The sequence below is a fragment of the Parashewanella curva genome (assembly GCF_003675895.1).
GTDB lineage: Bacteria > Pseudomonadota > Gammaproteobacteria > Enterobacterales > Shewanellaceae > Parashewanella > Parashewanella curva.
This window is the reverse complement of sequence record NZ_ML014792.1, coordinates 18,380-38,553: the sequence shown is the minus strand read 5'-3', so window position 1 is coordinate 38,553 and position 20,174 is coordinate 18,380. Positions and strand designations below refer to the sequence as shown.

13 protein-coding genes are annotated in these 20,174 nt (G+C 40.9%); 10 read left to right on the top strand and 3 right to left on the bottom strand.

Annotated elements, in window-relative coordinates; genetic code table 11:
• The first annotated feature begins 386 nt into the window (after positions 1–386).
• The 6 genes from guaB to purL all read left to right on the top strand — a co-directional run bounded on the left by guaB (position 387) and on the right by purL (position 11,577).
• A complete protein-coding gene (gene guaB / locus D5018_RS13790) occupies positions 387–1,853 on the top strand; it encodes an IMP dehydrogenase (RefSeq protein ID WP_121839583.1) in 1,467 nt (488 codons plus the stop codon).
• A 304-nt stretch (positions 1,854–2,157) separates the two neighbouring features.
• Entirely contained in the window at positions 2,158–3,735 is a 1,578-nt protein-coding gene (gene guaA, locus D5018_RS13785) for a glutamine-hydrolyzing GMP synthase (RefSeq protein ID WP_121839582.1), read from the top strand.
• A 134-nt stretch (positions 3,736–3,869) separates the two neighbouring features.
• The gene (locus D5018_RS13780; protein WP_121839581.1) at positions 3,870–5,432 is read left to right on the top strand and encodes a hypothetical protein; all 1,563 of its coding nucleotides are present in this window, start codon (positions 3,870–3,872) and stop codon (positions 5,430–5,432) included.
• A gap of 52 nt (positions 5,433–5,484) precedes the next feature.
• Complete coding sequence (tadA, locus tag D5018_RS13775; protein ID WP_121839580.1) at positions 5,485–5,979, top strand: tRNA adenosine(34) deaminase TadA; 495 nt, start codon at positions 5,485–5,487, stop codon at positions 5,977–5,979.
• Positions 5,980–6,080: 101 nt separating this feature from the next.
• Positions 6,081–7,184, top strand: coding sequence for a hypothetical protein (locus tag D5018_RS13770; RefSeq protein ID WP_121839579.1), 1,104 nt, complete (start codon positions 6,081–6,083; stop codon positions 7,182–7,184).
• Positions 7,185–7,695: 511 nt separating this feature from the next.
• Positions 7,696–11,577, top strand: a complete 3,882-nt coding sequence (gene purL / locus D5018_RS13765) for a phosphoribosylformylglycinamidine synthase (protein WP_121839578.1) — start codon at positions 7,696–7,698, stop codon at positions 11,575–11,577.
• Positions 11,578–11,618: 41 nt separating this feature from the next.
• Here purL and D5018_RS13760 read toward each other — a convergent pair whose 3' ends face one another.
• The gene (locus tag D5018_RS13760; RefSeq protein ID WP_121839577.1) at positions 11,619–13,085 is read right to left on the bottom strand and encodes a hypothetical protein; all 1,467 of its coding nucleotides are present in this window, start codon (positions 13,083–13,085) and stop codon (positions 11,619–11,621) included.
• A gap of 233 nt (positions 13,086–13,318) precedes the next feature.
• Here D5018_RS13760 and D5018_RS13755 point away from each other — a divergent pair, with 233 nt between their 5' ends.
• A complete protein-coding gene (locus D5018_RS13755) occupies positions 13,319–15,247 on the top strand; it encodes a hypothetical protein (protein ID WP_121839576.1) in 1,929 nt (642 codons plus the stop codon).
• 75 nt (positions 15,248–15,322) lie between these two features.
• On the opposite strand, the gene D5018_RS13750 is transcribed toward D5018_RS13755, so the two are convergent.
• Positions 15,323–16,048, bottom strand: a complete 726-nt coding sequence (locus tag D5018_RS13750) for a YebC/PmpR family DNA-binding transcriptional regulator (RefSeq protein WP_121839575.1) — start codon at positions 16,046–16,048, stop codon at positions 15,323–15,325.
• A 133-nt stretch (positions 16,049–16,181) separates the two neighbouring features.
• On the opposite strand from D5018_RS13750, the gene D5018_RS13745 reads away from it, so the two are divergent.
• The 3 genes from D5018_RS13745 to D5018_RS13735 all read left to right on the top strand — a co-directional run bounded on the left by D5018_RS13745 (position 16,182) and on the right by D5018_RS13735 (position 17,308).
• A complete protein-coding gene (locus tag D5018_RS13745; RefSeq protein WP_121839574.1) occupies positions 16,182–16,424 on the top strand; it encodes a DUF2375 family protein in 243 nt (80 codons plus the stop codon).
• Positions 16,425–16,617: 193 nt separating this feature from the next.
• Entirely contained in the window at positions 16,618–16,860 is a 243-nt protein-coding gene (locus D5018_RS13740) for a TIGR02922 family protein (protein ID WP_121839573.1), read from the top strand.
• 70 nt (positions 16,861–16,930) lie between these two features.
• Entirely contained in the window at positions 16,931–17,308 is a 378-nt protein-coding gene (locus D5018_RS13735; RefSeq protein WP_121839572.1) for a hypothetical protein, read from the top strand.
• Between the two features lie 46 nt (positions 17,309–17,354).
• Here the strand turns inward: D5018_RS13735 and D5018_RS13730 are convergent, their stop codons facing one another.
• On the bottom strand, positions 17,355–19,760 hold the full coding sequence (locus tag D5018_RS13730; protein ID WP_121839571.1) for a Lon protease family protein: 2,406 nt from the start codon (positions 19,758–19,760) through the stop codon (positions 17,355–17,357).
• Between the last annotated feature and the right edge of the window lie 414 nt (positions 19,761–20,174).

Here is a 20,174-nt window from a genome sequence, read left to right as displayed (position 1 = left end):
CAACTGAAGATGTGATCAGAAAGTATGTTCAAGAACAGTTGGCAGAGTTAGACAAAAAAGAGAAAAGTGCAGATCAGCTTGGACTGTTCAAATAAAACTCGGTTGCTTGCGGCCGAGTTCCTTTATATTCAGTATAAAAGGAATTAAGAAAGCCATTGTTGCTATCGAAGGTGGGCTTAATAACTTTAATTTCAACTTCTAAATTGTCACTGACTTATGCAATGGCATCCCAACGCCATTGCAGCCATTTTTGTACAAGATTTCTTGTCGTTTCAAAATACAAAAATTAATTTTTGATTAATATGCATTTACCCTGACTTGGTATCTGGGTATAATCCGTCCGCAATATTTCACCTTCAACCCTACACCTCAAGGGAGATGTTGCCGTGCTAAGACTCAAAAAAGAAGCGCTGACGTTTGATGATGTTTTACTCGTTCCTGCGCATTCTACAGTCCTCCCCAACACAGCTAATTTAAAAACCCGCTTAACTCAAACCATTAGCCTTAATGTGCCAATTGTTTCTGCTGCTATGGATACCGTAACTGAAGCTCGCTTAGCGATTTCTATGGCTCAAGAAGGTGGCTTAGGTTTTATTCATAAAAACATGAGTATCGAGCAACAAGCTGAAGAAGTTCGCAAAGTAAAAATTTACGAAGCGGGCATTATTCAACAACCAGTCACTGTTTCACCATCTACAAGCTTAAAAGAAGTGAGAGAATTAACTCACCGTAATGGCTTTGCTGGTTATCCTGTTATCAATGATTCAAATGAACTTGTTGGTATTATCACTGGTCGTGATGTTCGCTTTGTGACGGATTGGGAGCGTACTGTTGAGCAAGTGATGACCCCAAAAGAGCGCTTAGTTACCGTGAAAGAAGGTACAGCTCTGGTCGATGTTCAAGCGCTAATGCATACCAATCGTATTGAAAAAATCTTAGTGGTCGATGATAACTTCAAACTAAAAGGTTTGATCACGGTTAAGGATTTTGAAAAAGCCGAACGTAAGCCTAATGCTTGTAAAGACGAACTTGGTCGATTACGTGTTGGTGCCGCTGTCGGTGCTGGTGCTGGCAATGAAGAACGTGTTGATGCTCTTGTAAAAGCTGGCGCCGATGTGTTGTTGATAGACTCATCTCACGGTCACTCTGAAGGTGTTCTTCAGCGTATTCGTGAAACTCGCGCTAAATATCCTGATTTACAAATCGTTGGTGGCAACGTAGCAACCGCTGAAGGCGCTTTAGCGTTAGTTGAAGCGGGTGTAAATGCGGTTAAAGTTGGTATTGGTCCGGGTTCTATTTGCACCACTCGTATTGTGACTGGCGTTGGTGTTCCTCAAATTACTGCCGTTTCTGATGCTGCTGAAGCGCTAAAAGATCTGGATATTCCTGTAATTGCTGATGGTGGTATTCGTTTCTCTGGCGACTTAGCCAAAGCGTTAGCCGCAGGTGCATCGTGCATTATGGCTGGCTCTATGTTTGCGGGTACAGAAGAAGCGCCGGGTGAAACCATTTTATACCAAGGTCGTACTTATAAATCTTATCGTGGAATGGGTTCTTTAGGCGCTATGTCTCAAGGCTCATCTGACCGTTACTTCCAAACTGATAATGCGGCTGACAAGTTAGTGCCAGAAGGCATTGAAGGTCGAGTGCCATATAAGGGTCACCTAAAAGAGATCATTCATCAACAAATGGGCGGTTTACGTTCATGTATGGGGCTTACAGGTTGCGCTACGATTTCTGAGTTAAACACTAAGGCTGAGTTTGTGAAAGTAACTTCAGCAGGTATGGGCGAGTCGCACGTTCATGATGTCACTATGACGAAAGAAGCGCCTAATTACCGTACTGGAGTGTGATCACTGATTGAGAACTAAGGAAGAATAATGAGAGCGACAACAGAAGCGCACATCCATGTGCTGACGACCGTGACATCCTGTCACGGACGGTTGTCTTATCTCAATATTCTTCCTAACTGAAATCATCGAATGCCACAGTCTCTAACTAATTAAAATAAATACTTGAGAAATACAGTTTATTCATATTGTGAATGAATGTTGTACAGGTTTATAAAATCCGTCACTCCTGCGTAGGCAGGAGTCCAGTGACTTCGATACTGGATACCCAACAAATAGGTATGACTCTATAAAATAAAGGTCAAACATGAACGATATCCATGAGCATAAGATCCTGATCTTAGACTTCGGCTCTCAATATACTCAGCTTATTGCCCGTCGTATCCGAGAAATCGGTGTGTACTGTGAATTGTGGGCGTGGGATGTATCAGAACAAGATATTCGAGAATTCGCACCAAATGGCATCATCTTGGCTGGTGGCCCTGAAAGTGTCACAGCTGACAACTCTCCTCGTGCTCCTGAATACGTCTTTAATGCAGGTGTGCCTGTATTGGGGATTTGCTATGGCATGCAAACCATGTCAGAGCAATTGGGTGGTAAAGTTATCAAAGGCGTTGGCGAAGGCGAATTTGGTTACGCTCAAGTTGAGATGATTTCTGAATCTGCACTGTTCAAAGGCATTGAAGATGCGGTATCTGAGCATGGCAAGCCTCTTCTTGATGTGTGGATGAGCCATGGTGATAAAGTCTCTGAAATTCCAGCAGATTTTAAAGCGGTAGCTCAAACAGAAACCTGCCCTTACGCGATTATGTCAAATGAAGACAAGCAATTTTATGGCGTTCAATTCCACCCTGAAGTAACTCATACCCGCCAAGGACTGCGTATTTTATCTAACTTTGTCTTAGATATATGTCAATGTGAAGCAAACTGGAAGCCTGCAAATATCATCGAAGATGCCGTTGCTCGTATTAAAGAGCAAGTGGGTGACGATGAAGTTATTTTAGGGTTATCTGGTGGTGTAGATTCATCAGTTGTGGCTATGTTACTTCATCGTGCTATTGGCGATAAGTTGACGTGTGTGTTCGTTGATAACGGCTTACTGCGTTTGAATGAAGCTCAGCAAGTGATGGAAATGTTTGGCGAGCACTTCGGTTTGAACATTGTTCATGTTGATGCTGAAAACCGTTTCTTAGAAGCCTTAAAAGGTGAAGCTGATCCAGAAGCTAAGCGTAAGATCATTGGTCACGTATTTGTTGAGATCTTCGATGAAGAATCTAAGAAGTGTGTGAACGCGAAATGGTTGGCTCAAGGTACGATTTATCCTGATGTGATTGAATCGGCTGGTAGCAAAACCGGCAAAGCGCATGTGATCAAATCTCACCACAATGTGGGGGGATTGCCTGATGATATGGAGCTTGGCTTAGTTGAGCCATTACGTGAGCTGTTTAAAGACGAGGTTCGTAAGATTGGTCTAGAGCTAGGCTTGCCATATAACATGCTTTATCGTCACCCATTCCCAGGCCCTGGCCTTGGTGTTCGTGTTCTGGGTGAAATTAAGAAAGAGTACTGCGATTTGCTACGTCGTGCTGATGCTATCTTCATTGAAGAACTCCATGCCGCTGATTTATACGATAAAGTGAGCCAAGCCTTTACCGTGTTCTTACCTGTACGTTCAGTGGGCGTAATGGGGGACGGTCGTAAATACGATTGGGTTGTATCGCTTCGTGCAGTTGAAACCATCGACTTTATGACAGCACATTGGGCACATTTACCTTACGATTTCTTAGGTCGAGTATCGAATCGTATTATTAATGAAATCGACGGTATTTCCCGAGTAGTTTACGATATTTCAGGTAAACCGCCTGCGACCATTGAGTGGGAATAATTTTTTATCTTTGAAAAAGCAGCCAATTGGCTGCTTTTTTATTAACAGAAGCTTAATGGAAAGCCTGTTTTGGTTTTATTTCTTCTCAAGATAATAAAAAATCACATTCTTTTTTTATTACTATACAGACGGTTATGGCATCTAACGTATTTGAGAGCAACTATCTAAAATCTCCACATTTCTATTCAAAAGCGATGGAAGGTAAAGCAGAAAATTATTCACAATTGGAAGGAAGAGGGAATGTATGGCGAGTAAAAACTTCTTTAGAAGGAGAACCCTGTGTCGAAGATGCTGAACCCACAACGCCCAGCTTTTGGGTAAAAACAAGAGCTCAGATTGAAGCTGACAAAAAAACTCGTGAAAGAAATGGTTGTACAAAACACTATAAAAGTATTCCTGAGGAGCAGAATGAGCCTGAAGATTGGGATAAAGAGTACGAAGATACAAATCAGGTGCTCTCTTTTCGAGAACCAGCTAAGCCAGCAACAGAACCGGTTAATAATCATTCCTCGCATCCACCTCCTCAAAATCATTCTGCCGTGACGATAAAAAGTCAAACATATGTAAGAACAGCCCAAAGAGAAATAAAGGCAAGACCATCCCAGCAATGGAGCAGAGGTTTGAGAAATAGCTCTTTCAGGGAAGTACAACCACCATGGTTTAGAACTCGCACATTTGAACATGCCCATAATTCAAGACGGTGTTATCAGCCAAAACTTATAAGTAAACGTGTGATCCCCGTCATACGCGATGATATGAGTATTAATGAGGTGAAAGATGAGCAAAGCATTTTTCAACTTAATATTAATGGACTTATAGAACAGGAGGTTAGCTTGATCACCTCTGAGTTTAATACAAACGAATGGTACAAAAAAGTGCGAGAAGATATTTTTTCTCAAGCTCATAAGGTTGAGGAGGCGAAGCAAACGGCACTTGTTTATTTAAGGCAGAAGCATGCAGTTGATAATAATAGCTTTTCTATTGTGATTTTGGTTTTTTTAGAGTTTTGTCTTTCGATCAAAAGCTCAGAGTCATTCGAAGCTGCGGATAAGATGGTTTTTGAGCATATGCCGAAATATAACATTAAACTAGATAGCCATATTGCGTCTTTATATCTTATGTGTTGCTCTTCTCCTGTACGTTTAAATAAAGCGTGGCATATGCTTTATGATCATTGTAAGCATGATCTAAAGGGACGTTATTCAATGTCCATGATTAGAGGCTACTTACTTGTGTTAATGAAAGCCGGTGAATGTGATAGGGCAACTGAGTTGTTCCGAGAAAGGCTTAAAAGTGAATTCAATTTAACCCCCGATCTTCAATGCTGTGCTTACATGATGCTAGTTTATGCGAGCCGAGGGAAACTTAATTCTGTGAACTTTTTTTTTCATTCCATCGAGAAGAGTGTAGGGCAGAAAATTGATACATCTTGTATGAATGCTTACTTGATAGCTTGCCAGTCTTGCAGAGCGTATAAAGATGCTAAACGTCAATATATTGATTATTGGCTGATGGAAAGAAAAGAAGCATTATATCCTGAACTCACGAGAGCATACATTAAGGTGTGTATGTTGACTAAAGCAGGTAATCCTAAGGTGGATTTAGTCAGACGTGGGCTTTATCTTACTACAGATGATTTAAATACTCCCTTAAACCAAGAATTACTCGATTGGGTACGAGGGCTTCCGGAATCATAACTAATCAATATAAAATAACACTAAGAATTTGTGTTTGGATGAATAAATAATCGTGTCGAGCCAAGAACAAGATGAAAAATGGATGAAGCGAGCAATGGAGTTAGCACATCAAGCCGAAGGAAAAGGTGAAGTACCTGTTGGCGCCGTGCTGGTGTTGGACGATAAAGAAATTGCCTCAGCTTATAACTTGAGTATTGCGGCTCATGATCCATGTGGTCATGCTGAAATTCGATGCTTGAGAGAAGCGGGAAAAGCATTGGAAAACTATCGGCTTATTGATACTACTTTGTATGTTACTTTAGAGCCTTGCAGCATGTGTGCTGGAGCGATTATTCATGCCAGAGTAGGACGCGTCGTGTTTGGTGCTAAAGATCAAAAAACGGGTGCGGCTGGTACCGTTTGTAATGTGCTTCATCACTCATCTGCAAATCATGTTGTAGAACTGAGTTCGGGAGTACTTGCAGAAGAATGTAGCCAGCAACTTAGTCAGTTTTTTAAACGCCGAAGGAAAGAGAAAAAGGAACAAAAGCTTAAAAACCTGCCCTAGAAGACAAACTATTAATTAATGCTCATTTAATGTTAACGGCAGAAAGTATGGTCACTGTTACAATTAAGGCATTGTGTTTTAATTAATTTGCTTGAGTATATATGGGTTCACCTGTTGTAGCGTCTCCTGTTGGACAACCTGACTTTCTGTTAAATTTAAGTTCAAGCCCAAGTTCAGTTACTGCAGAAGAAAGCAGTGATTGGCTTGTCCTTGACAAATGGATGTTGAAAAGTTGTCGTTCAGAGTCTCTTCGTGGAGTGGCAACAAGTTTTCATGATGGTAATCATTTCACTCCGCCTAAAGAAGACGAACTATCCTCACTCGTTCATTTTGCAAACAATCTTCCTCGTTACAGAAGCCGAACCAATGCATTTGGTATAGCTGACGCGGCAGAACACCTTACAACCATCTCACAGTTAAGAAGTCCTGAGCGTATAGAGTTACTTAAGTCAATGGAGTCACTTTTAGATAAAGTAAGCTCCTTTAATGCACTCTTGCCTCCTGAAGAGATGGGTTTCGAAGTGGTCCCTCGGAATTTTGCAGGTCAAGCCCACATCATTCTAGATTTAACTGAAGTTTCTACAACTAAGGCAAGCTTTGTAATTAGCCAAGAGCCTATAGGTGGGAAAGAAGATAGAAAAATCGAAGATAGTAGCCAAGTTCCCAAACGAGAAAAAGCGAGAGCCAGATGTTATACATGGCAAGCCATAATTAGCACATTAATGAATAGGAAAAGCACGTATGGAGAAGGGCTGGAGAAGTGCGTAACCGTCAATAAAACGTTAACTGCTCATGGCCATGATTTGGTAAGACGCGAAATGAGTTCTGAGGTGACTGAGCCCAGTCAAGATTCAAGCAGAGGAATTGGTATTGAAGAAAATATCGAAAAGCTGCTACTAGCCATGAAATGGCTGAAAAGAGTTTCTGTTGGCGTGAAACTTACGATTCTTTGTTCAGACAATATCACCGAACTTTTGGTGAAAGCAAATGATGAAAAAATAAATGCAGAGTGCGATTGCTTCTTTATCAACTGCAATGCATCAAATGCAGAAAGGAGCCTTAAAAAAGAATTCAAAGGTGAAATTCCAGCCGTTTCAGAATCAGAAAAGAAAGAGCTGAGCAAGCTATGCTTATTAAAAAAAATAATGCAATTATCAGATTCTGTTTTTGTGGATGATTCTATATTAGGCAGCTTACAAGTTTAAACTAGAATGAACTGTCTGGGATATATTGGGGTTTGAACTATCTGCAGAGAAAAAATAATTCTCAGCAGTAAGGAAGTTAAAGAATAACTTTTGTCTTTTGATTACTCGTATGTGGCGTTGTTTAAGGTGCATGCGACGTCTGTGTGCCGTATTTACTATTTTTCTTCTCATGAGTTACTCCTTTTTCTTACTTCACCAGAGACTATAGCGTAATCTAGGTATTTAATGTTACAGAAATAAGACTGATTGAGTCTTTTTTCAAGTCTGGATCAAACAAGTAACAATTTATTAGTCACATCCAAAAAACAGTTTTTTGAAAATCAGCCTTAGAAATCGGTCTTAAAGCCTTTGATATGGCATCAGATAAGGTGAATTAATTGGCTAAATTCTCTATAATGGCGCGCAAAAAATAAGGTGGTGTTTGCTGATTTTTTCGGCTTAATATTAACCGAAAAGATTAACAATTCACTACACCCTGTACCCCAACATAGACATAAGGTGAACAGACGTGATGGAGATCATCCGCGGAGCCCCTGCACTTTCGGATTTTAACGTGCAAAAACTGCTGCAAGCGTGTCGCAGCCAATCCCTTCCGGTACAAAGTATATATGCCGAATTTATCCACCTCGCTGATATCAGCACTCCTCTCGAAACCACAGAGCAACAACAATTACAAAAACTGCTTACTTATGGTCCGAAGTTAGAAGTTCATCAGCCACAAGGCCAATTATTCTTTGTTACTCCTCGCCCTGGTACCATTTCACCTTGGTCCTCTAAAGCTACCGACATTGCTCACAACTGTGATTTAAGCAAAGTGAACCGTTTAGAGCGTGGTATTGCGTATTACGTTGAAAGTGATGCGTTAACTTCTGAGCAGCAGAATGTGCTTTCAGGATTACTGCATGACCGAATGGTTGAAGCGGTATATACCGACATCGAATCAGCGAGTGTTTTGTTTGTACAAACTGAACCTAAGCCGTTTACGAGCGTAAATATCTTAGAAGAAGGTCGTGTCGCGTTAGAGCAAGCTAATGTATCTATGGGCTTAGCGTTGGCTGAAGATGAAATCGATTACTTAGTTGAGAATTTTACTCAGCTCGCTCGTAATCCAAATGACATCGAGTTAATGATGTTTGCTCAAGCAAACTCTGAGCACTGCCGTCATAAAATCTTTAATGCGGATTGGACAATCGATGGTGAAAAGCAGCCAAAATCATTGTTCAAAATGATCAAAAACACCTTTGAAACTACGCCTGATCACGTGTTGTCGGCATACAAAGATAATGCGGCAGTGATGGAAGGTTCTGTTGCAGGGCGTTTCTTCCCAAATCAAGATGGTACATACAACTATCACACAGAGCCTATGCATGTCTTGATGAAAGTTGAAACCCACAATCACCCAACAGCAATCAGTCCGTATCCAGGAGCTGCTACTGGCTCAGGTGGTGAAATTCGTGATGAGGGTGCAACGGGGCGCGGCTCTAAACCTAAAGCGGGCTTAACGGGCTTTAGCGTATCAAACCTTAACATCCCTAACTTTGAACAACCTTGGGAAGGGGATTACGGCAAACCAAACCGTATCGTAAGTGCGTTAGACATTATGACTGAAGGCCCATTAGGTGGCGCAGCATTCAACAACGAGTTTGGTCGTCCTGCATTGTTAGGTTATTTCCGTACCTATGAGCAACAAGTATCAAGCCACAACGGTGTCGAGGTTCGTGGTTATCACAAACCAATTATGTTGGCTGGTGGTCTAGGTAACATTCGTGAAGATCACGTACAAAAAGGTGATATTACTGAGGGCGCGAAGCTTATCGTTCTTGGTGGTCCTGCGATGAATATCGGTCTTGGTGGTGGTGCGGCATCGTCAATGGCATCGGGTCAGTCATCAGAAGACTTAGACTTTGCCTCAGTACAACGAGAAAACCCAGAAATGGAGCGTCGCTGCCAAGAGGTTATCGACCGTTGCTGGCAAATGGGTGACGACAACCCAATTCAATTTATCCATGACGTAGGTGCTGGCGGTTTATCCAATGCTTTGCCTGAGCTGGTAAGTGATGGTGGCCGTGGTGGTCGTTTTAACTTGCGTGAGGTGCTTTCAGATGAACGCGGCATGAGCCCACTTGAGATTTGGTGTAATGAATCTCAAGAGCGTTATGTGATGTCTGTCGCCCCTGAAAACTTAGAAATTTTCACTCAGATCTGTGAACGTGAACGTGCACCATTCGCCGTTGTAGGGGAAGCAACTCTAAATGAAGATTTAGTTCTAGACGATCCGCATTTTGATAATCAACCAATCGATCTACCTCTGGAAGTTCTACTGGGTAAAGCACCAAAAATGAGCCGTGATGTGGTTTCAAAATTGGCACAAAGCCCTGCATTAGATCAAAGCAATATTAATGTTCCTGATGCGGTTAAGCGAGTACTTTCATTGCCAACGGTTGCTGATAAAACTTTCCTGATCACCATTGGTGATAGAACCGTAACAGGTCTTGTGAATCGTGACCAAATGGTTGGGCCTTGGCAAGTACCAGTTGCTGATTGTGCGGTAACTGCTACAAGCTTTGATAGCTATACAGGTGAAGCCATGTCGATGGGTGAGCGTACTCCATTAGCACTACTCGACTTTGGCGCTTCGGCTCGTATGGCTGTAGCTGAATCCATCATGAATATCGCCGGAGCAGACATTGGCTCAATGAAGCGTATTAAGCTATCAGCGAACTGGATGTCAGCGGCTGGTCACCCGGGTGAAGATGCGGGTCTTTACGAAGCGGTTAAAGCGGTAGGTGAAGAGCTGTGCCCTGAGCTTGAGCTAACCATTCCTGTGGGTAAAGATTCCATGTCGATGAAAACAGCATGGCAAGAAAATGGTGAAGACAAAGCGGTAACGGCGCCAATGTCTCTGGTCATTTCAGCCTTTGGTGTAGTGCGTGATATTCGTAATACCGTTACGCCTGAGCTTCGCACAGACAAAGGTGATACCAAGTTAGTGCTTATTGATTTAAGTGAAGGTCATAATCGTTTAGGGGGTTCTTGTTTAGCGCAAGTTTATAGTGAGCTAGGTGATAAAGCGCCTGATTTAGCAAATCCTGCATTGCTTCGTCATTTCTTTGAAACGACGCAAAAGTTGGTTGCAGCTAAAGAGGTGATTGCGTATCACGATCGCAGTGACGGTGGTGTATTCACTACCTTAGTCGAAATGGCATTTGCAGGTAACACTGGATTAGATATCGACCTATCAGCGTTAACTGGTACTCATCTAGAGCGTTTGTTTAATGAAGAATTAGGTGCGGTTATTCAAGTGTCAGCTGCTAAAGCCGCTGTGATTGCAGCTCAATATAATGCAGGCGGTGTTGGCTGTCATGTGATTGGTGAGCTGTCGCAAAGTGACCAAGTAACTATTAAAGCAGATGGAGTTGAAATCTACTCTGAAAGCCGTGTTGCTCTGCGTCAATTGTGGTCAGAAACCACTTATCGCATGCAAGCGTTGCGTGACAACCCTGAGTGTGCGAAACAAGAGTTTGATTTAAAACTTCAAGCCGATGAGCCGGGTTTAACCGTTGATTTAAGCTTCGACACTCAAGAAGATGTGGCTGCGCCTTACATTCTAAAAGGCAACGCGCCTAAGATGGCGATTTTGCGTGAGCAAGGTGTGAACTCGCATATTGAAATGGCGGCGGCGTTTGATCGTGCAGGGTTTGAAAGCCGTGATGTTCATATGTCGGATATTCTTTCTGGCCGAATTAGCTTAGAAGAGTTCCAAGGTTTAGTGGCTTGTGGTGGTTTCTCATACGGTGACGTTTTAGGTGCTGGTGAAGGCTGGGCGAAGTCGATTCTTTTCAACAGTCGTGCTCGTGATGAATTCAGTGCTTTCTTTGCCCGTGAAAGCAGTTTTGCTCTAGGCGTGTGTAACGGTTGTCAGATGTTATCGAACCTGAAAGAAATCATTCCGGGTAGTGAGCACTGGCCACACTTTGTACGCAATAAGTCTGAGCGTTTTGAAGCACGTTTCAGCTTGGTTGAAGTGCAAGAAAGTCCGTCGTTATTCTTTGAAGGAATGAAAGGCTCAAGAATGCCGATTGCGGTATCTCATGGTGAAGGTTTAGCGGAATTTGCCAATGCCGATGCGCTTGCAAATGTTGAAGCGACAGGAACTGTTGCGCTTCGCTATGTGAATGGTCATGGGCAAATTGCGACTCAATACCCGCAAAACCCGAATGGCTCACCTAATGGTATTACTGGCTTAACTACGACTGATGGTCGAGTAACCATTATGATGCCGCACCCAGAGCGAGTGTTCAGAACCGTAGCGAACTCATGGCATCCAGACGAGTGGGGCGAAGACAGCCCTTGGATGCGTATGTTTAGAAACGCGCGAGTTAAGTTAGGTTAGTCCTGAGTTCGTTGTGTGTTGAAGCCAATGAGTTTATTAGCTCATTGGCTTTTTTTCTTCTTACCATCGGTGTCGATTGTGTCGACAGATGGACTAGAGTTTTCAGTATCTTCTCCTGTTGATGGCATTTCAGAGTTTTCATCACTTTCCGCTACTAATGACATTGAGGAGTTATCATCATTACTAGATATTCTCGACGCTAAACTCGGTGGCTGTGCAGAAGGTGTGCTTGTTGTCTCAGTAATTTCTTTTGGTCGGGGGAACTTTGAAACTAATTCAACATGACGTACGTTAACAAACAATGCTTCTCTTAAATCATCTAAGGCTTGTTCCATTGTTCGTGCTTGTCGGTTGAACCAATAATCGACGAGTGGGCCAGATTTGTCTCCAACTCCTTTTTTTTCCAATAGTTCTAGTAATTCAGCGTCATTAATTATGTTTTTTGACCAAGCTAAAATAAGAATTGTATCTATCTGGTCATGGACTAATTTATGTGAAAACGTCGACTTTATTTTGAGAAGCAGACTGCCTCGAGTTATAGAGTCTGTATAGGGAATTTGAGAAAGAAAAGTTTGATAGCCAGTGTTTGATATATCATCGGATGAGTTAGCCCCACTTTTTATCAAATTAACAATATCTTCTCGAACATAACCAAGAGCTTCAGTGAACAAATTCAATTGCAATTTGGTTTGCTCTACAGACGATAGATCAAACCACTGCAACAACACTTTCACAATTGCCGAAGTGGGTACGGAGTTGGCTTTTTTGCTGAAAACCTCAAAGTCTTGTTGTGGAACATTTTCAGTGCCGGCAGGTAGAATATAAGCTGCTTGTGACCAATCACTTTCAGACATTTTGTTTTTTAATAGAAAACACAATCGACTTATTAATTCGGGTCTCGCTTCTGGTTTTGACGGTTGAGCGAGTGTTTGGCTCTCTTCTACACGATAAGCGTTAACAGTATTAAAAGTATTTGGCGCACTAGGGCTATAGCTGAAAATTGTCGAACTAGAATGATAGCTGGCGCAGGAATGATTGTTTGATCCCATTCCTTGCGAGAGACTAGAAGAGCTTTGCCAATGGGGATTAGAAGGTGGCGGCCGATGAAACGAATGTTCTCCCTCTGCTGCTTTTTCAAAGTATTGTCTTTGGTCAGGTGGCAAGTTGTGAATGTAGGAAGGCGAACAAGGTCTGTGAGCTTCTCGGGAACTTGAAGATCGGTCATTAGCATCTCCTGCAGCCCAAGCACCATCGGCTTGGATGCTGTCGCTATAGGCTCCGCTTGCAAAAAATTCTTCATTCGGTGGCTGTGGTCTACCACTAGATTGAAATTCTGGTGCTACTGGTGCTATTTGATATTGGTGACTTCCATGAAAATATCCAGATGTAGGTGATGGAGCATGACTAGAAAAAACGTTTTGGGGAAGGGTATTATCAGGTTGACCGTATTGATGACAGTAACTTTGAGCGGCATGGTGCTGAACTACAGGTGGTACTCTTCCCGCCACAATAGATCCTCTAATAACAGAATAAACGGATAGGTAAACTATCACATACCTATACAGGTAGTGATTAAATTTTATTTATAATTGGGGTAGGGTAAGAATTTAAATTTTGTTTTCAGAGAAATCATTCAATGCCGATTTTTTAAAAGTCGACTTATTTTTCTTCTACTATTCTTAATTAGAGTAAAGTTCATTGCACGGCAGTGAGCTGCTGTTTCAGAAGTAGGAAAAAGAACATGGATGTTAACAAGTTAGTCGTTGTAATTATTGTTACCTTGTTATGTATAGGCTGTAATGATAGCAGTGAAGCTGAAGTTAATACTTCAAAAGTTCGTGTGCTTTCTCATGATGACTACATTCAAAATGCAAAAGTTTGCTCAGACTGCAATGACAATGCTCAATGTGACGTAGATGAATCCATAGCTTACTCAGATAATGAGGGCTACGTTTTTTCAAATCAGTTGAACAGCAGTTGTACTCTGCTCGCTGAAGTCACAAAAAACTCACTATTTGCCAACAGTCAGCAACCGGTTAACTTTGAATACAAGTTAGCTGCGTATAAAGATTGCGGTGTTATCAGCCCTATGACATCTATAGTGCACCATAAAACTTATTTAGGCCTATCACAGCAAGAAGCTGAAGCTGAATTTTATCAACAAGCTTTTACTAACTTATCGTCATGTAATGATTATATTGCTGAAAAAGGCAATGCAAGTTCAACGCCTGTTTCAATTATTGAAGCAGAAGCCTATCAAGATATTGCGAAAGATTATCCTGATGAATATGTCTCGGCCATTAACGAAATTGAATCGACAGACGCATTACGCGTGTTGTCTAATTCAAGAAAGCACCATTTAGCGATACACCATTTACATAATCAGTTAAAGCAATACACTTCAAACATTCAATTCGATACAGAGTTAATCAATACACAACAGCTGGATACTCAAAAAGCACCGAGTAAAAAAGATGTATATAAACCATCTATGGTTGAATTATCTGCCATCATGTCCGTAAGAAAGTACAGAAAAACCGATTTTGACATTACCAGCTATTTTAAAACGGATACTCATGAGGAAAAGTTGATTGCTTTGCAAGATTCAGAGTCAGTGCTGGCATACTCTTATTATCAACCCTCTTTTTTCCCTGAGCTGACAAAACATTTGGTGATAAACCCTGAAACAGAAAAAGAAACCACGCAAACCTATTTTTCTGAAACATCTAGGCAGGTTGGCTTGATTGATGCTGAGCAAGTAAACCCTTTATTGCCATATCTTACTTTAATTTCTCAATCTGATAGCCTGATAAGCATTTCTAATAATGGTGTTAGCTCATTTAATATTTTAGTTTCTGGACGGCTTTTTGATTTACAAAATACCTTGATGTCAGCCGCCACCTATTCGTTCGGTATGTATGACGCTTGGACGAATGCGCTTGCGCCACACAGTAGTCATAATGGGCGTTTTCCATCAGGGCAAGGTATTTATGGCTATGACTTAGCCATCAGAATGGATCAAGACCACATGTTTTATCAGGAAGAGAAAGATTGTAGTCCACTAGAAGATGATCCTATCGCTGGGCTTTGTAACTATGTAGACATTATTCGCGTAGAAGATAGAACAGTGGGAGCAAGAAATATCAGCGCGTATGTACAAAGGAATACTAAGTCTGGATTTATTTTTCAAGGCGTAGAAAACCAAATACCCGATATTATTTATTTAGGAAGTTTGAGTGAAAGTTCTGGCTCTTTGTTCGACAAAGTTCATCTTGTTGCTTATCTGCAAGGAAAAAATAGTGATGGTAAATACGTAGTAAGGTTCAATCAACTTATAGGAGATCTTAACAATATTAAAGTTGATTCTGAAGTGGTTAACAATTTGACCATCTTGACTTTCAGGCAAGGGGAACTTAATGCCACATTTAAAACCCATGGCACTGATTTTTGGGAAAGAAAAGTGGTTAATGGCGTTGATACAGCGATAATTAGTATCCCATACTTTTACCGCAGACAACTACCACATTTGCCTGCAAAATTAGGGATATCTAAAGTAGGGACTTATAACCGATTTGGTGTGTTTTTTGAGGAAGGAGATAACTTTTTTAATGAAAGGTTTGCGGTAAACCAAAAAGCACTTAATGAAATGAGGAAAGCACTTAAAAAGTGATAAAGCTCATTTTCAAATTAATCGAATAAGGAGCAGAGTTGAATTGGCTCAGCTCCTTTCAGTAATTACTCAAGCTTACTCAACCACTTCAGCGTTGTGGTAAACATTTTGTACGTCGTCACAGTCTTCAAGAGCTGCAATTAACTTATCAAACTGCTCGATTTGTTCTGCATCGCTGACTTCAGTCATGGTTTGTGGCACCCATGAAATGTTATCAACCTTAAACTCAATCTCACCTAAGGTGTCTAATAATGCTGTGCGAGTCTTGTTATATTCAGTATGAGGCGCGTAAACACTGGTTAAACCATCTTCTACTTCGACATCGGTGACATCGACATCAGCCATCATCAATGCTTCCAATATTGCTTCATCATCATCGCCTTCAAATACAAAAACGGCTGAGTGATCAAACATGTGGGCAACAGTGCCTGGGCCGCCTAATTTTGCATCATTTTTAACAAAAGCTTGACGAACTTCGGTGTAGGTGCGTTTAACGTTATCTGTTAGGCAGTCAACGATTAGCATACAGTTATTTGGGCCAAACCCTTCGTAACGTGCGCCTTCGTAATCTTCACCACCGCCACCTTTGGCTTTATCAATGGCTTTTTCGATAACATGTGCTGGAACTTGGTCTTTTTTAGCTCTGGTGATCAGGTGTTTTAGCGCGATGTTACCGTCAGGCTCAACACCACCGTTTTTGGCGCATATATAAATTTCTTTACCGTAACGTGAGTATAAGCGAGTTTTCATGCCAGCCGTTTTGGCCATAGACTCTTTGCGGTTTTGGAAAGCTCTTCCCATCTTAGTCTCTGTATCTCAAATCAAAAAACTCATCAATTCTAACAGGTTCAATTTTTATTTGTAGTTGAAGTTGAGAGCTAATGATTTTGAACTATAACTAAAGAGTTAGCATTATTTGACCTCAGAGGAAGTTATGGCTCAAAGTAACATTACACCAAAGACTGCGACGGTCACTGTCACTTATCTTGATGAAAGAAAGGGTGATAAAGTCTATCGATTAGTGATGCATGAGATGCCAGTTAGTGATAATGGTAGAGTCATTCTTCCCGATGATTTTAGGCGAAATAAGCATATCCTTACCGTCTTTAATGGTGTATGTGATTTACTCAATGGCGCTGGTGAAAGGCAACCATTTATTCATGCTGCTAATCAATAAGTTAAGTGGGTAATCAACGTAATTATAAATCGGTTTGATTCATGTCAAATTTTCATTGGTTAAGCTAGTTTGTTTTCGCCTATCCTCTTGTATTAAAATTTATTTTTTTTGATAATTTCAACTTCTGTTTTGAATTTTTTTACGGCGCTGCGACACATCGGAGTAGGCAAAAACTAACAAGGAATGAAGTATCATGCACCAGAGTGGTAACTCTAAAAACACTAATACTGTAACAGTATTGTATTTTGAAGCACCAGCTGGGGTGATTTTGTACTCACGAGTACTCCATGAACTTCCCCATAGAGGTAGTGGGCGTATTAAATTACCTGATGAATTTAGGCAGGGGAAAAATATAATGGCTGTGTTAGAAGGGAGTTGTCAGCTTTTAAATGGAATGGGCGAGCGCATTTCAGTTGTTAATGCAGTTAATGAGTAATGCTTATTCAGTTTTCCGTCAGCTTGATCTGATATTCTAGCAGTTAATTGATTTGAATGAGATTTTTGTCATGGCTACTGCGGCTTCTTTACCTCAGATTACTGTTTGCTGCCATACCTCTGATGGCCAATATCAACGAGAACTTTCAAAGGATGATGTAGCTACAGTTAACCGTTCATTGTATGCTACAAAAGGCCAAAAGGGTGGGGTTTACGAAAAAATTAAGGTGTATATTGATTCCGGAAGTTCTTCAAAACACGATACAATTATAGCAGTACGACTCCAACAATCGAACTCACAACCAATATTCAGGCCTTATGAAAAAAGCTCAGTGTGCCAACAAAGTACACGGCTTACTAGGTTTTTAGAGCAGCAATGGAAAGCAAATAAATATTATTCTCAATTTCAACCGGAGACATCAAAATCAGGAAAAAAAAGTAGACATTAAGCGAATAGAGGATCTGTGCAAATCCGCTACACGCAATAAAGTGCTGTTATTCCTCATTACCTCGAAGGCATTCAAGCTTATTGTATGCGGAATTATAAACCGAATCTTTGGTGTAGCCTGTTGTCGTTTGCTCACCAGCCGCTTTTCCTGTTAGTAGCTTTATGGCTTGACTTACATGGCTAATGGCCCAAATATGGAATTGCTTTCTTTTTATGGCTTCGACAATATCTTCCCTTAGCATCAGGTTATCAACATTACTTTGGGGGATAATCACACCTTGTTGTTTGCTGAAACCTTTAGCCATACAAACATTAAAGAAACCTTCGATTTTCTCATTAACACCGCCGATAGGCTGAGCGACGCCAAACTGATCCATTGAGCCTGTTATTGCTATATCTTGCCTTAATGGAACTTCACTAATTGCTGACAGTACCGCACAATATTCCGCTAATGAAGCGCTATCACCATCTACACCTGAGTAGGATTGCTCAAAAGTTAAGTAGGTCGTTAGTGGAATCTCTGCACTCTTTCCTAACATAGAAGCTAGGTATGAAGTTAATATCAAAACGCCTTTGCTATGGATTTGTCCACCAAGTTTGACTTTGTGTTCTACATCAAGCACTTCACCTTCGCCATAGGCTGTATTTGCAGTGATGCGACTAGGTAATCCAAAACGATGCTCACCAGTGGATATAACTGTTAGAGCGTTAATTTGTCCAATTGCTGACCCTTGTACTTGCAGCAAAGTGCGACCTTTATCTACATCTTCTTGCATTATATCTTTAAGCTTTGAAACACGATGCTCTTGATTATCTAATGCTTTCTGAACATGACTTGCGCTGATCTTTTTTGCATTATCGTTTTTGGCAACGAAGTTAGTTTCACGCAGTAGGTTGGCAATATCAGCAGAATACAAAGATAATTTATTTTGATCATCTGCGCGACGAGAACTGTATTCAATAACTCTCTCTATGGCTGATTTATCACAATGAAGCATACCATTGTCGTGGACAATAGAAGCGATAAACCGAGCGTAATGCTGTTCGCTTTCTTCGGTTCTTGGCATGTGAGTTTCAAAATCAGCCGTTACCCGAAACAGTTCTTTGAAATCTGGGTCGTAGTGCTGGAGTAGGTGATAGGTTTGATGATCACCAAACATGATGATTTTTACATCAAGCGGAATTGATTCTGGCTCAATTGAAATACTGCCTGACAGTGACACTTCACGCTCTAATGAGCTTAAATCGAGCTTTCGAGCTCGTAATGCACGCTTTAAGCCATCCCATACATATGGGCGCTCTAGTACTTTCATAGCGTCGATCATCAAAACACCACCATTGGCTTTATGTAAGCTGCCGGCTCTGATTAATGAGAAGTCAGTGAAAACCGTCCCTTTAAAAGTGGCGTTTTCAACATAGCCAAACAAGCTGTGGTAGCTAGGGCTTTCTTCAACCTGAATGGGGAAGTGCTCGTCTTGTTGTTGAACAATAACATTAACTTGATACCGACGGGGCATCTTTTTTTCTAACGTCGCGTATGCAAGTCCAAGTTGGTCTTCACTCTGCTCAATGAACAAATCAACATTTGTTACCATATCTTTTTGCATGGCAACAAGGTGATGGCTAACTTCATCGTTGGATTTGTATTTATCCAACAAAGGCTGAATAAAGTGACAGATGACTTCTAAAGCGGTTTGCTCATTGTGTTCTTGTTGTTTATCGCTGAATTCTTCTTCCCATTTAGTAAAGGTTCGAACCGCTTGTCTGAGTTTGGTTTCAAGCTCTCTAATGCTTTTTTCGATGGCTTCTTTTTTCTTTTTAGACAGTTTTTCAAAGCTTTCTTCCGTGTGAGGTTCTTTACCGTTAAGTGCCATTAATTGGTAATCACCTTGCTGAGTGACGACTAATTGGATATTTTGTTTTTCAGCTTCTTTGGTGAGTTTGGATAACTCTTCATCTTGCTGATCAGCCAGTTGCTTTTTAAGTTGATCAGAACGCTTAAAGTACATCTCATTTTCAAAGGAAAGAGGCAGAGCTTTGACTAGACGCAATACTAACTTTTCGATGTCTTCTTTAAACTCGTTAGCATGACCAATATCGAGTTTTAGTACTTTCGGGCTTCGAGGTTCGTCAAAGTTACTGACATAACACCAATCAAATAATTCTCTGTTAGACTGTAATTGGTTCAAGTAACGCAGCATCATGGTGCGTTTGCCTAACCCATTTTGACCTATTGCAAAAATGTTATAGCCTTTTTCTTCCATTCCCATTGCAAATTCAACGGCTTGCTGAGCTCGTTCTTGTCCAACGATTTCATTGATAGGTACTAGGTTGGCGGTAGTTTGGTTTTTTGTCTTTAACGATTTTAGCTTACTAAAACGGTACACATGAGAAGCAGAAAGTTTTTTTACAGGAGCATAAAAAGAAGAATGCAGCGCGTCAGTTTGAGTCATAGTCCGTCCTGATGTTTAAGGCGTTTTTCTTTGAATAGCGGTACAGCTTAAACCTGAGATCAAAGTATGAATGGATAATATTATTCGATAATTATTACCATCTTAGTATAGATTCATCAAAGATGAACATAATGATTTTCATCACAAAAATGAGGTAAATGCAAGGAATCTTGCTATAACTTAAATGAGGGCAAGTTCCTCATTAATACAATAATTAATCACAAGGAGTGTGTTATGCAAGAATATTTTATTTGGATAATTTCAGCGACTTATGTAGGTGTTTTTTTAGCCATGGTATTGACCACTTACATTGATAAGCAATATCAGAGTAAGCATAACTCTCAATAATTATTTTCTAAATAGAAAAAGCAGCTAAGTTGTAACGTACCTAGCTGCTTTATGCTTTTCAGCGCT

Bases quoted from the DNA above. Each gene is read 5' to 3' on its own strand.
- purL (WP_121839578.1), top strand. From the start codon at position 7,696: ATGGAGATCATCCGCGGAGCCCCTGCACTTTCGGATTTTAACGTGCAA.
- D5018_RS13740 (WP_121839573.1), top strand. From the start codon at position 16,618: ATGCACCAGAGTGGTAACTCTAAAAACACTAATACTGTAACAGTATTG.
- D5018_RS13750 (WP_121839575.1), bottom strand. From the start codon at position 16,048: ATGGGAAGAGCTTTCCAAAACCGCAAAGAGTCTATGGCCAAAACGGCT.
- guaA (WP_121839582.1), top strand. From the start codon at position 2,158: ATGAACGATATCCATGAGCATAAGATCCTGATCTTAGACTTCGGCTCT.
- D5018_RS13745 (WP_121839574.1), top strand. From the start codon at position 16,182: ATGGCTCAAAGTAACATTACACCAAAGACTGCGACGGTCACTGTCACT.
- D5018_RS13770 (WP_121839579.1), top strand. From the start codon at position 6,081: ATGGGTTCACCTGTTGTAGCGTCTCCTGTTGGACAACCTGACTTTCTG.
- D5018_RS13755 (WP_121839576.1), top strand. From the start codon at position 13,319: ATGGATGTTAACAAGTTAGTCGTTGTAATTATTGTTACCTTGTTATGT.
- D5018_RS13730 (WP_121839571.1), bottom strand. From the start codon at position 19,760: ATGACTCAAACTGACGCGCTGCATTCTTCTTTTTATGCTCCTGTAAAA.
- D5018_RS13735 (WP_121839572.1), top strand. From the start codon at position 16,931: ATGGCTACTGCGGCTTCTTTACCTCAGATTACTGTTTGCTGCCATACC.
- D5018_RS13780 (WP_121839581.1), top strand. From the start codon at position 3,870: ATGGCATCTAACGTATTTGAGAGCAACTATCTAAAATCTCCACATTTC.